The organism is Flavobacterium sp. J49 (assembly GCF_011742145.1).
In the GTDB taxonomy this organism is placed as follows: domain Bacteria; phylum Bacteroidota; class Bacteroidia; order Flavobacteriales; family Flavobacteriaceae; genus Flavobacterium.
Window position 1 is genome coordinate 1 of record NZ_JAAQQU010000040.1, and the last position, 13,283, is coordinate 13,283.

Here is a 13,283-nt window from a genome sequence, read left to right on the forward strand (position 1 = left end):
ACATCTCTGTTAAAAACGGCTGTCAATTCAATATGTCTATGAACGTATTCTTCTTTTTTAATACCGCTTGTGTCTCAAAGCGGGTGCAAAAGTAAGCATCTTTTTCTTTCCGACAAGTTTTTTTGAAAATATTTTTAAATTTATTTTCTTATCGCTTGATTTTCAAAAAATCAGGGTTGCTAAGATAATTGGTTTTATCTATTCCAACAAATTTTTCTTTTGATTTCTTGTTTATTTTTATCAACAAGACTTAAGATTAGAACTTCAACACTTCACATAATCTTACTTAACATAAGAGTTGAGTGATATGCCTTTCGGCTTAATTGCGGGTGCAAAAGTAGCACTCTTTTTCGCTTTTGCAAATGTTTCAGCACTCTTTTTTGGAAGTTTTTTTGCAACTCGTTGGTTCTACGATTTTTACAAGTAAAAGTTTTTTTGATTGTTTTCAGGCATTCAATACAAATACTGCCTAGCCCCGATTGCAGTGGTACCGAAGTAAAACGAAAAGCGGGAAAATGGATGGCTGACACAGACTGTCCATTTGCTTCAAATTGTCATTCTCAACTTGATTGGAAACTATTTCTTTTGAGCCTTTTTCTCCCAATGATCTGTAAGCTCGTCTATATCAAGTGGTGTTGCAGGTTTTTGACGTGACAATCTGCCTTTTACAAAAGCTCTCTCTAAAATGGACTCGATTAAAAAATCCTCGTTAACCTCATAGGGAAGGTATTTTGTTTTGAGGTTGATATCGAAAAGCTTGGCCGTATTATTTGACCAAAAGGCTTTCCAACCGCTTTTGTAGTCTTTGATGAGTTCAAAAGTGGTGTAACCGGTTTGTCGGTGAATGAGTTTCACTAAAATTTGCCCTTGCTTTCTAGAGAGTTTCTTTAATTGCCCCGTGAATTCATTCTCCATGTAGTCTTCAACAATCTTGAAATACTTCTTTTTCTCCTTATTGGTTTTCATTTTATCCATATTCTTGTTTAAAATGGTAAGTCTCTCTGCAGCAGCTTTGGCAAATGGATATACTTTATAGACTCTGTTTTGGAGTAACAGAAATTCTTTTTTTTCAGCAGCCGTTAATTTGTTTTTGTAGACAACCACTTCTTCCAGAAGAATAGGATCTTTTACAATGGTGTCATTTTCATCTTCAATTACTTCCTTTTTTCGGATAGAATCTGTTGTAACCTGGGCATTTAAACCGTTAGCAAACAGTAATACAAAAACTAAAAAAACCAACTTTCTCATACATAAGATTTATTAGGGTAAAAATATAGAATATCCTTAACAACTGTAATGCCAAATTTATATTTTAGCAAAAAAAAATTATGGCAACAAAATCTATATTGACCAAGTCCTCGCTTACCTTTTTAGAAAACTATTTGAATAATGCTTCTCCGACGGGTTATGAATCGAACGGACAAAAGCTTTGGATGGAATATTTAAAACCTTATGTAGACACTTTTATTACTGATACTTATGGTTCCGCCGTGGGGGTTATCAATCCTGATGCACCTTACAAGGTTGTTATTGAAGGGCATTCGGATGAAATTTCATGGTACGTGAACTACATCACTGACAATGGTCTTATTTATGTAATAAGAAATGGCGGTTCCGATCATCAGATTGCCCCATCAAAAAGGGTTAATATTCATACTGATAAAGGCATTGTTAAAGGTGTATTTGGTTGGCCTGCCATCCACACGAGAAATCGAGGCAAAGAAGAATCGGCTACTTTACACAATATATTTATAGACTGTGGTTGTAGTAACAAAAAAGAAGTTGAAGCACTGGGTGTTCATGTGGGTTGTGTGATTACATATCCTGATGAGTTTATGATTTTGAACGGCAATAAATTTGTTTGTCGTGCCATTGACAACAGAATGGGAGGTTTTATGATAGCCGAAGTAGCTCGTCTTTTAAAAGAAAACAAGAAAAAATTGCCCTTCGGGCTGTACATTACCAATTCTGTCCAGGAGGAAGTGGGACTTCGCGGCGCTGAAATGATCACCAAAACCATTAATCCTAATGTAGCTATAGTAACCGATGTTTGCCATGACACCAGCACCCCAATGATTGACAAGAAAATCGAAGGCGACTTGGAAATGGGGAAAGGCCCGGTCATTGCCTATGCACCGGCAGTTCATAATACTTTGAGAGATTTGATTGTAAACACTGCTCAAGACAAAAAGATTCCTTTTCAACGCCATGCAACTTCCAGAGTAACGGGAACCGACACAGATGCTTTTGCTTACAGTAATGGAGGCGTTCCTTCGGCTTTGATTTCACTTCCGTTGCGTTATATGCATACCACTGTTGAAATGGTGCATCGAGAAGATGTAGAAAATGTCATTAAATTAATTTATGAAAGTTTGCTAAAGATAGAAAACAACGATTCCTTCTCTTACTTTAAATAATTTAAAATAAAAAAGCATCCCAAAAAGGATGCTTTTTACATTTACATTGCTGTAAAACTAGCTATTACCTAAACTTTATAATTTCAACTCAATTGTAACCGCCATATTGTTGTTACAAACTTTGTTGTTTTTTAATGAGCGATTGATTTTTTCAAAATCTAACGGCAAGTACTCATCATTTGAACTGCTTTCTATGATTTGATTATTTTCTGCAATTCTGTCTTCCAATGACATTTCTAATGAAATAGGCTGGTAAGTATCAGCACAGGTATCGGTAACCAAATTATTCTCTGCAATTACCTCTTCTATTGATTTGGTGCAGTTGGATTGAATTACTGTAGCCGGATTAAAAATGGTAACTTCTTCCCCGGTGTTTTCAATAGTGAAATTTGAAATTTCTTTTTTTCCCAAGGTCAACTGACTTTGTTTTTGGGCGTTGTCTACATTTACTGTAGTTAAATCCTGTTGAACTAAATCTTGAGCGTTTAATTCGTTTGCAGCATTACCATTGGTGAAATTTAAAACTGCTAGTCCTAAAAAAATGATTGTTGTTTTCATGATGATTGATTTATTTTTTGATGATGATTTTAATCTTGTTATTAATATCCTATGCAAATATATGGCTAAAAACTAGTATCTTGTATTGCATAGTACTTAATTTTAACATAAATTTAACTTTTAAATACTTTTAACTAACTGATTTACAAATAAAAGCGCCGTATATTATCTTAACGGCGCTTTGTTTGGGCTACTAAATTTGTTTCAAATAAGCTGCTGCTTCATTGGCTTTTGAAATCTCTGCATACTTTAAAGCGGTAAATCCTTTATCGTCTTTGGCATCCGGTCTTGCTCCTTTTTCCAATAATACTTTAATGATTTCGACTTTATTGTAACGAGCTGCTAACATTAGTGGCGTAACACCATTCATTGATTCGTTTACATCGGAACCATATTCGATAAATTTTTTAACGGTAGTTAAATCTCCTTTAACGATAGCGTTACAAAGAGGTGTTACTTCATAGATTGTCACTTCGGTGGGAGGAAACGCTTTTGAAACGTTGGTTGCTAAAGCAACATTAGTAAAAGCTACTAGAGCTAAGCCTGCAAAAATGATTGTTTTCTTCATGATGATTTGATTTAAAAGTTATTGATTGCTGATAAGACGTCACAACCCTAATTTTCGTTGCATCAAATAGTTAACTATAACAAAATTTTAACATTAGGCATAAAAAAACCACGCCTAAACGTGGTTCATAATATTGTATTTATGATTTGCTTACGATTTCAAAAAGTGCAAAACGTTTTGTTCTATGCGCTCATTAATATTGGAGATATCCGCTTTAATAAACTTCTCTCCGATAATGTTCTCGTATAATTCGATGTAGCGTTCTGATACGGTTTCGATGTATTCGTCAGTCATATTGGGAATTTGTTGTCCTTCTTTGCCTTGGAAACCATTTTCTATTAACCAACGACGTACAAACTCTTTTGACAATTGTTTTTGTTCTTCATTGTTATCTTGTCGTTCCTGATAACCATCGGCATAAAAATAACGTGAAGAATCCGGAGTGTGGATTTCGTCTATTAAAACAATCTCACCATCTTTGGTTTTACCGAATTCGTATTTGGTATCTACCAAAATCAATCCGCGACTTGCGGCGATTTCAGTTCCGCGTTGGTACAAAGCTCTGGTGTATTTTTCCAATACCAAATAGTCTGCTTCCGAAACAATGCCTTTTTCCAAAATAGCTTCACGCGAAATGTCTTCGTCATGCGAGCCGTTATCGGCTTTAGTAGTTGGTGTTATAATTGGTGTTGGGAATTGATCGTTTTCCTTCAAACCTTCGGGCATAGTGACACCGCAAAGTGTTCTTTTCCCGGCAGCGTATTCTCTCGCTGCGTGACCGGAAAGATAACCTCGAATGACCATTTCTACTTTGAATGGCTCACACAAATGTCCGACTGCCACATTGGGATCCGGCGTGGCAATTAACCAATTCGGCACAATATCTGAAGTCAAGTGCATAAACTTGGTGGCAATTTGGTTTAGGATTTGTCCTTTGTACGGAATTCCTTTGGGCATTACGACATCAAAGGCCGAAAGCCTGTCTGTGGCAATCATGACCAATAATTCGTCGTTGATATTGTAAACCTCGCGTACTTTACCGCGGTAAACCGATTTTTGTCCCGGAAATTGGAAGTTGGTAGTAGTGATTGTATTCATGTTGTTGTGTTGTTGCCCTTCGACAAGCTCAGGGTAAATTGATGTGGTGCAAAAGTAAGTCGTTCCAAATTGATAGGCAAAAAAAAGGAAATCAATTCGCTTACTTTTTAGCCCCGATGTAGTGGAAATCCTTTTTTTGCTTCTACCCAGATAAACTCAACAAGCAAAAAAAGATTGGAGCTAACAGCGGGAATTGCCATTACTGAAACTTCCCAAGCCATTCGCTCCAAAATTATTAATTTAAAAATCTAGTAATCGTTATTCTCAATACTCTTGTAAGCATCGATTACTTTTTTTACCAGTCGGTGGCGTACGATGTCTTTGTCATCCAAATATATGATGCCGATGCCTTCAATGTCTTTCAAAACCAAGATGGCTTCTTTCAAACCTGATATCGTGCGACGCGGTAAATCTACTTGTCCCGGATCACCGGTGATGATAAATTTGGCGTTTTTACCCATACGGGTTAAGAACATTTTCATTTGGGAATGCGTGGTATTCTGAGCTTCATCCAGGATTACGAAAGCATTGTCCAACGTTCGTCCGCGCATAAAAGCCAAAGGCGCAATTTGAATAATGCCTTTCAAAATATAGTCTTCCAAGGTTTGCGGCGGAATCATATCGCGCAAAGCATCATATAAAGGTTGCATGTACGGATCCAGTTTTTCTTTCATATCGCCTGGTAAAAAACCAAGATTTTCGCCTGCTTCTACCGCAGGACGTGTAAGGATGATTCTTTTAACTTGCTTCTCTTTTAAAGCTTTTACGGCTAATGCCACACCCGTATAGGTTTTCCCAGTTCCGGCAGGTCCAACAGCAAATACCATATCGTTTTTTGCAACATAATCTACCAGCTTTTGTTGGTTAGGCGTCATGGCCTTAATGAGTTTCCCTCCTAAACCGTGTACCAAAATTTTGTCATGATCGGGCATGCGTTGCTCTTCCTGTGAATTGCTTTGTATCACTCGGTCAATAACATTATCATCAATATTGTTATAGCGCGTAAAATGTAGCATTAATCGGTTAAAGCGGTTTTCGAACTCATCTAACTCTTCCTTCTCTCCGAAAGCTTTAAGTGTTGTGCCTCGGGCTACGATTTTGAGTTTAGGATAATATCTTTTAATAGTTTCAAGATGGGCATCTTGAGCGCCCCAAAATTCTTTGGGAGCGATGTCGTGTAATTCAATGATACGTTCGTTCAAAAGCAGTAGTATTAAATTAAAATAATTAGCTATATATTGTTAGCTTTGTATCCAAATTTAATCAAATAAAAGAATAGGTTTTACTATTTTTGAGCCCAATTTACATCAAGTTATAAACAATCTATGTCAATAATTACCTTAACCACCGATTACGGATTAAAAGACCACTTTGTTGGGGCTTTAAAAGGTAAATTGTTGTCGGAATATCCCGAAGTTGCGATCATAGATATTTCCCATCACATTGATGCCTTTAATATAGCGGAAGCTGCTTATATAATAGGTGCTGCTTATAGTAGTTTCCCGAAAGGAACGGTTCATTTAATTGGGGTTGACATTGAATTGAATGCTGAGAACCAGCACATCGCTATGCAATGGAATGACCAATACTTTGTTTGTGCCGATAATGGCATTTTAAGTATGTTGATCCAAAAGATTGTTCCGCAAAAATTGGTTACCATTAACATACACGACCGATTACCAAGCGATGCTACTGATTTAGATGTATTTGTAAAAGTAGCCTGTCATTTGGCTAAAGGCGGTTTGCTGAATGTCGTTGGCAAGGAAATTAAGGCCGTTAAAGAAGTAACCGAATTACAAGCTATTGTTCAAGACAATCAAATTAAAGGTTATGTCATCTATATTGACCACTTAGGCAATGCCGTAACAAATATTTCTAAGAAATTATTTTTGGAGATGGGCAAAGGCAGACCTTACGAGATAAAATTTAAAAACCAAACCATTAAAACCATCTTACCGAAATACTCGGACATTGTAGTCTCAGAAAAGTATTCTTGGAAAGATTATGAGGGCGAAAAGTTGGCCATATTCAACGAAGCCGGTTTTTTAGAGATTGCCATTTTCAGAAGCAATCCTGACACGGTTGGTTCTGCAAGTTCACTTTTAGGGTTGCAGTACAGGGATTTGGTGATAATAGATTTTAAGAGTTAGAAACAAGAGGCAAGAAGAAAGAGGCAAGAAGAAAGAAGAAAGAAGAAAGAAATAAGAGAAAAGACTATGTTTGTTAGAATAGTAAAAATGAGTTTTCACGAAGAAAATATCCCGATGTTTTTGGAGAATTTTGACAGCATCAAAGAAAAAATCCGCAATTCCGAAGGCAATCGCTTTTTAGAATTGTACCAGGACAAATACAACCCTTGTATTTTCTTTACCTATAGTTATTGGGAAACCGAAGAAGATTTAGAAAATTACAGACGCTCAGCCTTGTTTGACGAGGTTTGGACGTTTACAAAAAAACTATTCAACGATAAGCCCGAAGCGTGGAGTGTGGATAAGTTAGTTTCACTAACTTAATTATGAGTTGTAAGTTTGGCCTCAAATAACCAAATTACCGAATAACCGAATTAACATAAAACATACATGAAATCAATCGCATTACGAGAAATAAAATCCTTTTTTGGTTCGCCAATAGGCTATTTGGTGATTGCCATTTTCCTTTTGCTCAACGGTTTGTTCCTTTGGGTTTTTGATGGTGAATACAATATTTTACAAAGCGGTTTTGCCGATTTGAGTCCGTTTTTCACATTAGCACCATGGATCTTGATTTTCCTGATTCCGGCGGTGACCATGAGAAGTTTTTCGGATGAAAAAAAGCAAGGCACCATTGAACTTTTGTTGACCAAGCCTTTGTCGATTTGGCAAATTGTCAACGGGAAGTTTCTGGGTTCGTTTTTGTTGATTGTAATCGCTTTGATTCCAACACTAGTTTACGTTTATGTGATTTCAAGCTTAGGTTCGCCTGAAGGCAATATCGATATGGGCAGTACAATGGGTTCCTACTTTGGACTGTTATTTTTAGTGGCTTCATATACTGCCATCGGCATCTTTACTTCTACCCTTTCGGAAAATCAAATCGTGGCTTTCTTGGTTTCGGTGTTTTTGTGCTTCTTGTTTTATTATGGATTCGAAGGTGTTTCCGGTTATGTAACCGGTTTTGAAGATGTGGTGGCCAAAATCGGGATGGATTACCATTTCAAAAGCATGTCTCGAGGCGTATTAGACACCCGTGACATAATGTATTTTGTGAGCATCGCCTTTTTGTTTTTATCGTTTACCGTGTATCAATTAAAATCCCTCAAATCGTAATGAGTGCGCCCAAAAACAACTTGAAGAAAACAGCCATTACCATCTTATTTGTTGTGGTTTTAAATTTTGCCGGTCATTTTGCTTTCAAGCGATTTGACCTAACGGCTGACAAGCGCTATACCCTTTCTGAAACTTCTTTAAACATTGTAAGTGAAGTCCAAGAACCGCTTTATATTGATGTGTTCTTAGAAGGGGATTTTCCGGGGGAATTCAAAAAACTCCAAACGGAAACCCAACAATTATTAGAAGAATTCAAAGCCGAAAATCCTAATATCATCTTCCAATTCGTAAACCCTTTGGAAGACGAAGATCAAAGAGATGCAACAATCCAATCGTTCTTAGAACGCGGTTTGACGCCGGTTAATGTAACAGTAAATGACAAAGGTCAACAAACCCAGGAAGTAGTTTTTCCATGGGCTGTCGCCACTTGCGGTGACCGAGTGGTAAAAGTGCCTTTGCTTAAAAACATGATGGGCGCTTCTACTGCTGAAAAAGTGGTAAGCTCAGTGCAACATTTGGAATACGCTTTTGCCAATGCCATCAATACGGTAGCCAAAGCCAAACAAAAGAAAGTGGTTATCCTAAACGGAAACGGAGAATTGGAAGACCGCTACATAGCCAATTTTATTACTGCTGTAAGAGACAATTATTACATCGGGCCATTTACGTTGGATTCGGTGGCTAAAAGTCCGAATGAAACTTTAAAATACCTTAAAAAATACGACTTAGCTGTAATCGCCAAACCCACAGAAGCTTTCACCGATGAAGAAAAACAAGTCTTAGACCAATTCATCATCAATGGCGGAAAAACACTTTGGTTGGTGGATCAAGTGAACATGGAAATGGACAGTTTGTACAACGAAACCGGTTCTAACTTGGCTTTCCCAAGAGATTTGGGTTTGAACGATATGTTCTTTAAATATGGTGTCAGAATTCGTCCCGACTTGATTTTTGATTTGCAAAATACTCCAATTGCTTTGGCAACCGGCGAACAAGGAAGTGCGACCCAATACACACAATATCCTTGGTTTTATTCGCCTTTGATTTATCCGACTGCAAATCATCCGATAGTGAGTAATTTAGACGGTATCAAATTTGACTTTGCCGGTCCGATTGAACTTTTAGGCAATGACATTAAGAAAACCGTTTTACTGCAGTCCTCACAAGTTTCCCGATTGGTTGGCACACCAGCGCAAGTGAGTTTAGAAATCGTTTCGCTTCGCCCTGAACAAAAAGAATTTGTGGGCAAAGGCAATTATCCGGTAGCCGTTTTGTTGGAAGGCCAATTCCATTCGATGTACGAAAACCGTGTTGTACCGTTTAAAGATGCAACATTCAAAAACTCGGGCAAAGCCAATAAAATGATAGTGATTTCAGATGGTGATATCATCAAAAACCAATTGGACAAAAACGGTCAGCCGCTCGAATTGGGTTATGACAAATGGACCAATAACTTATATGCGAATAAAGAGTTTATGATGAATTGCGTGAATTATTTGCTCGACGACAACGGACTTATTAACATTCGCAGCAAAGAAGTCGATTTGCCTATGCTGGACAAACAAAAAGTCTACGACAACTACACCTATTCGCAAGTCGTAACTGTAGCAGTTCCAATCGTTATCTTATTGTTATTTGGCGTAGCCTTTACCCTTTTGCGCAAGCGAAAATACAGCAAGTAATGTTAATAAAAAACTTTTTGAAATCTGTTAGTTTAAGATATATTTGTAAAAAATAAAACGAAATGAAGTTCATAGTATCGAGTTCATACTTATTAAAACAACTACAAGTTTTAGGTAGCGTTATCAATAGTAGCAATACCTTGCCTATTTTAGATAATTTTCTATTCGAATTAGACAATAAAACACTAACCGTATCGGCTTCTGATTTAGAGACAACCATGTCGGCTACTTTAGAAATTGATTCAACCAGCAAAGGCAGCGTAGCTGTTCCGGCGAAATTGTTATTAGACATTCTAAAAACGTTCCCTGAGCAACCATTGACTTTTACGGTAGAAGAAAACAGCACGATTGAAATCAGTTCCAACTCAGGAAAATACGCCATTGCCTACGCTCCGGGAGAAGAGTTTCCAAAATCGGTTAGCTTAGACAATCCGTCTTCAACTGTAGTTCCTTCAGAAGTATTGGCTACCGCAATAAGCAAAACCATCTTCGCAGCCGGAAACGACGATTTGCGTCCGGTAATGAGCGGTGTGTTTTTCCAGTTTTCTCCGGAAGGTTTGATTTTTGTAGCGACTGATGCGCACAAATTAGTGAAATATGCGCGTACGGATGTAAAAGCATCGCAAGTAGCGGATTTCATTATGCCAAAGAAACCTTTGAATATTTTGAAAAGCATTTTAGGAACATCAGAATCTGATGTGACTATTGAATACAATGATTCTAACGCAACTTTCTCATTTGACAGTTATGTGTTGACTTGTCGCTTAATCGATGGGAAATATCCAAACTACGAAGCGGTAATTCCTAAAGAAAACCCAAACAAATTGATGATTAATCGCGTTCTTTTATTGAATTCAGTTCGTCGTGTTGCGATTTTCTCTAATAAAACTACACACCAAATTCGTTTGAAAATAGCCGGTGCCGAATTGAACATTTCAGCCGAAGACATAGATTACTCTAACAAAGCTGAAGAGCGTTTGACTTGTGATTACCAAGGTGATGACATGCAAATTGGTTTCAACTCCAGATTCTTATCTGAAATGTTGACCAACTTACAATCGGACGAAATCATGTTAGAAATGTCAATGCCAAATCGTGCCGGAATCTTGACGCCAATTGATGGCTTAGACGAAGGCGAAACCGTTACCATGCTGGTAATGCCGGTAATGTTGAACAACTAATATAAACTAACCATTTATACCGAAAACCGTCTTGATTTTACAATCGAGACGGTTTTTTTTATTCGTGCAAAGCCAAAATCGGTGTTTTCAAATAATAGGATAATTTTTGAGTGGTAGACGTTGTAAAAAGTTCGACAAAAAAGTTTCTTTTGTAAGTCAGCATGGCCAACATATCTGCGCTTTGGTTGTCCAAAAAATCTTCAATGGTTCTTTGTACATCTTCATCGGGAATGATAAAGAATTGTAAATTTTCCTCATCTTCAAAATGAGATTTCCAGCGGTTAATAGTTTCGCTTGTTACATCAGAGGTACTTGTTTTTACGTAAAGACATTTGACCTGAGCCTGAAACTTTTTAGCATAAAACAAAACTTTGTGCAAGGCATCAATATCCTTTGGTCTGAAACGCGTGGTAAAAGCAATGGTTTCAATTTTTTGGTATTCGGCGTCAGCCGGAACGCTCAGCACCGGAACTTCGACATTGGTGATTACGGATCCGGTATTGGTTCCTAAAAAAGTGTCAAACCAACCTTCGGCTCCATTTGTTCCCATCACCACTAAATCGATGTTTTCTTCGACCACAACTTTCTTGATATTATTCAGTAAATCACCGTCGACCAGGATGTGATTCATGGTTATATGGTCTAATTTTCTCTCCGAAGCTATGCTTCTAAGTTGTGGTAATTTTTCTTTGAAATGCTCAAAATTAGCCAATTCGATGGTATCGTAAATGGTTGCATAATTAAACGACATCGCGTGGTTATCAACCACAGGCAGTTCAAAGGTATGCAGTAAAACCAATTCGGCTTTGAGCAATTTCGCTATTTCTAAAGCATAGACAAATGCATTGTCTGACGTCTCGGAAAAATCTAAGGGAATCAGTATCTTTTTCATGGTGTTTCATTTTGATATTCTCTCAAATTTACGATTATAAAATTTGAAATAAAATGATAATTATCAGATTATGAAATATTTAACCTAAACTCATTAATAAAAATATACTGATTTAGTTTTATTAACTTTGCCCAAAATTTATAAGAATGATTTCACAGGAAACTATTGTAGCTTTAGCTTCGCCTTCGGGTGCCGGTGCGATTGCCGTTATCCGAATTTCGGGTAAGGATGCCATTACTATTGCCGAACAAGTCTTTCAATCTGTCTCCGGAAAAGCCATCAGCAAGCAAAAAACCCATACGATTCATCTCGGACACATTGTTGATGAAGGAAAAGTATATGACCAAGTCTTGCTTTCCCTTTTTAAAAATCCTAATTCTTATACCGGTGAAGACGTGATTGAGATTTCGTGTCACGGGTCGACTTACATTCAACAACAAATCATACAATTATTACTCCGAAAAGGCTGTAAGATGGCGCAAGCCGGTGAATTTACCTTACGCGCTTTCCTGAACGGCAAACTCGATTTATCTCAAGCCGAAGCCGTAGCCGATTTGATTTCGTCAGACAATGAAGCCAGTCACCAAATTGCCATGCAGCAAATGCGTGGTGGTTTTAGCAATGAAATTGCCAAACTGCGTGAAGAACTGTTGAATTTTGCCTCACTAATCGAACTCGAATTAGACTTTGCCGAAGAAGATGTAGAATTCGCTGACCGAACACAATTTAAAGAATTACTCAGCCGAATTGAATTTGTTTTAAAAAGACTAATAGATTCCTTTGCGGTTGGAAACGTCATCAAAAACGGAATTCCTGTAGCCATTGTGGGTGAACCTAATGTGGGAAAATCAACTTTACTCAACGCTTTATTAAACGAAGAACGCGCCATTGTTTCCGACATAGCCGGAACAACTCGTGACACTATCGAAGATGAATTGGTTATTGAAGGAATCGGATTCAGATTTATAGATACCGCAGGAATTCGCGAAACGAAAGATGTGGTAGAAAGTATTGGTATCAAAAAAACTTTTGAGAAAATTGAACAAGCGCAAGTTGTTTTGCTATTAGTTGACGGTTCTCGATTGTCAGTTGAGAGTTTGGCCGGTGTAAAAATTGAGATCGAAAAGATTCGAAATCAGTTTCCCTTAAAACCCATTGTAATCATCATCAACAAAAAAGATTTGATTGCACCGGAAATGCTTTCGACCATTAATCAACAACTAACAACCGACAACGGACAACCGACAACCATTTATATTTCTGCCAAAAATAAAGAAGGTATTGATGACTTAAAAAACCAACTCATGTCCTTTGTTAATACCGGTGCTTTGCGCAATAACGAAACCATCGTAACCAATACGCGTCATTATGATTCGCTGTTAAAAGCTTTGGAAGAAATTCAAAAAGTGCGTTTTGGTATGGAAACTAATTTGTCTTCCGACTTAATGGCTATCGACATCAAACAAGCCTTATATTATTTTGGCGAAATCACAGGCGAAGTGACCAATGACGAGCTTTTGGGTAATATTTTTGCGAATTTCTGTATCGGAAAATAGGGATATTGGCAGCACAAAACATTTTT

General features: G+C 37.4%; 13 protein-coding genes. 7 read left to right on the top strand and 6 right to left on the bottom strand.

Going from position 1 to position 13,283, the window contains the following annotated elements; genetic code table 11:
* Positions 1 to 576: 576 nt before the first annotated feature.
* Entirely contained in the window at positions 577 to 1,248 is a 672-nt protein-coding gene (locus HA632_RS00915) for a DUF4294 domain-containing protein (RefSeq protein WP_176305368.1), read from the bottom strand.
* An 80-nt stretch (positions 1,249 to 1,328) separates the two neighbouring features.
* Here HA632_RS00915 and HA632_RS00920 point away from each other — a divergent pair, with 80 nt between their 5' ends.
* A complete protein-coding gene (locus HA632_RS00920) occupies positions 1,329 to 2,417 on the top strand; it encodes a M42 family metallopeptidase (protein ID WP_176305369.1) in 1,089 nt (362 codons plus the stop codon).
* A 75-nt stretch (positions 2,418 to 2,492) separates the two neighbouring features.
* Here the strand turns inward: HA632_RS00920 and HA632_RS00925 are convergent, their stop codons facing one another.
* The 4 genes from HA632_RS00925 to HA632_RS00940 form a co-directional block, all read right to left on the bottom strand.
* Complete coding sequence (locus tag HA632_RS00925; RefSeq protein WP_176305370.1) at positions 2,493 to 2,975, bottom strand: hypothetical protein; 483 nt, start codon at positions 2,973 to 2,975, stop codon at positions 2,493 to 2,495.
* Between the two features lie 193 nt (positions 2,976 to 3,168).
* Positions 3,169 to 3,543: an ankyrin repeat domain-containing protein gene (locus tag HA632_RS00930; protein ID WP_176305371.1), complete on the bottom strand. Its 375-nt coding sequence runs from the start codon at positions 3,541 to 3,543 to the stop codon at positions 3,169 to 3,171.
* A gap of 150 nt (positions 3,544 to 3,693) precedes the next feature.
* A complete protein-coding gene (locus HA632_RS00935) occupies positions 3,694 to 4,641 on the bottom strand; it encodes a phosphoribosylaminoimidazolesuccinocarboxamide synthase (protein WP_176305372.1) in 948 nt (315 codons plus the stop codon).
* A gap of 248 nt (positions 4,642 to 4,889) precedes the next feature.
* Positions 4,890 to 5,843, bottom strand: a complete 954-nt coding sequence (locus HA632_RS00940; protein ID WP_171222863.1) for a PhoH family protein — start codon at positions 5,841 to 5,843, stop codon at positions 4,890 to 4,892.
* 123 nt (positions 5,844 to 5,966) lie between these two features.
* On the opposite strand from HA632_RS00940, the gene HA632_RS00945 reads away from it, so the two are divergent.
* The 5 genes from HA632_RS00945 (at position 5,967) to dnaN (ending at position 10,809) form a co-directional block, all read left to right on the top strand.
* Positions 5,967 to 6,791 carry an S-adenosyl-l-methionine hydroxide adenosyltransferase family protein gene (locus HA632_RS00945; protein WP_176305373.1) on the top strand — a complete coding sequence of 275 codons (825 nt, stop codon included), beginning with the start codon at positions 5,967 to 5,969 and terminating at the stop codon, positions 6,789 to 6,791.
* A 66-nt stretch (positions 6,792 to 6,857) separates the two neighbouring features.
* Complete coding sequence (locus tag HA632_RS00950; RefSeq protein ID WP_176305374.1) at positions 6,858 to 7,154, top strand: putative quinol monooxygenase; 297 nt, start codon at positions 6,858 to 6,860, stop codon at positions 7,152 to 7,154.
* Between the two features lie 66 nt (positions 7,155 to 7,220).
* Positions 7,221 to 7,946: a gliding motility-associated ABC transporter permease subunit GldF gene (gene gldF / locus HA632_RS00955; protein ID WP_176305375.1), complete on the top strand. Its 726-nt coding sequence runs from the start codon at positions 7,221 to 7,223 to the stop codon at positions 7,944 to 7,946.
* Positions 7,946 to 9,628, top strand: a complete 1,683-nt coding sequence (gene gldG, locus HA632_RS00960; protein ID WP_176305376.1) for a gliding motility-associated ABC transporter substrate-binding protein GldG — start codon at positions 7,946 to 7,948, stop codon at positions 9,626 to 9,628. The genes gldF and gldG overlap by 1 nt, the downstream gene beginning before the upstream one ends.
* Before the next feature lie 62 nt (positions 9,629 to 9,690).
* Positions 9,691 to 10,809: a DNA polymerase III subunit beta gene (dnaN, locus tag HA632_RS00965; protein ID WP_176305377.1), complete on the top strand. Its 1,119-nt coding sequence runs from the start codon at positions 9,691 to 9,693 to the stop codon at positions 10,807 to 10,809.
* 58 nt (positions 10,810 to 10,867) lie between these two features.
* Here dnaN and HA632_RS00970 read toward each other — a convergent pair whose 3' ends face one another.
* Positions 10,868 to 11,701, bottom strand: coding sequence for a universal stress protein (locus tag HA632_RS00970; RefSeq protein ID WP_176305378.1), 834 nt, complete (start codon positions 11,699 to 11,701; stop codon positions 10,868 to 10,870).
* Between the two features lie 146 nt (positions 11,702 to 11,847).
* On the opposite strand from HA632_RS00970, the gene mnmE reads away from it, so the two are divergent.
* A complete protein-coding gene (gene mnmE / locus HA632_RS00975; RefSeq protein WP_176305379.1) occupies positions 11,848 to 13,257 on the top strand; it encodes a tRNA uridine-5-carboxymethylaminomethyl(34) synthesis GTPase MnmE in 1,410 nt (469 codons plus the stop codon).
* Positions 13,258 to 13,283 lie beyond the last annotated feature (26 nt).

What these genes read in the sequence shown, in the direction of transcription:
- HA632_RS00915 (WP_176305368.1), bottom strand. Translation starts at nt 1,248, where the DNA reads ATGAGAAAGTTGGTTTTTTTAGTTTTTGTATTACTGTTTGCTAACGGT.
- HA632_RS00920 (WP_176305369.1), top strand. Translation starts at nt 1,329, where the DNA reads ATGGCAACAAAATCTATATTGACCAAGTCCTCGCTTACCTTTTTAGAA.
- HA632_RS00925 (WP_176305370.1), bottom strand. Translation starts at nt 2,975, where the DNA reads ATGAAAACAACAATCATTTTTTTAGGACTAGCAGTTTTAAATTTCACC.
- HA632_RS00930 (WP_176305371.1), bottom strand. Translation starts at nt 3,543, where the DNA reads ATGAAGAAAACAATCATTTTTGCAGGCTTAGCTCTAGTAGCTTTTACT.
- HA632_RS00935 (WP_176305372.1), bottom strand. Translation starts at nt 4,641, where the DNA reads ATGAATACAATCACTACTACCAACTTCCAATTTCCGGGACAAAAATCG.
- HA632_RS00945 (WP_176305373.1), top strand. Translation starts at nt 5,967, where the DNA reads ATGTCAATAATTACCTTAACCACCGATTACGGATTAAAAGACCACTTT.
- HA632_RS00950 (WP_176305374.1), top strand. Translation starts at nt 6,858, where the DNA reads ATGTTTGTTAGAATAGTAAAAATGAGTTTTCACGAAGAAAATATCCCG.
- gldF (WP_176305375.1), top strand. Translation starts at nt 7,221, where the DNA reads ATGAAATCAATCGCATTACGAGAAATAAAATCCTTTTTTGGTTCGCCA.
- gldG (WP_176305376.1), top strand. Translation starts at nt 7,946, where the DNA reads ATGAGTGCGCCCAAAAACAACTTGAAGAAAACAGCCATTACCATCTTA.
- dnaN (WP_176305377.1), top strand. Translation starts at nt 9,691, where the DNA reads ATGAAGTTCATAGTATCGAGTTCATACTTATTAAAACAACTACAAGTT.
- HA632_RS00970 (WP_176305378.1), bottom strand. Translation starts at nt 11,701, where the DNA reads ATGAAAAAGATACTGATTCCCTTAGATTTTTCCGAGACGTCAGACAAT.
- mnmE (WP_176305379.1), top strand. Translation starts at nt 11,848, where the DNA reads ATGATTTCACAGGAAACTATTGTAGCTTTAGCTTCGCCTTCGGGTGCC.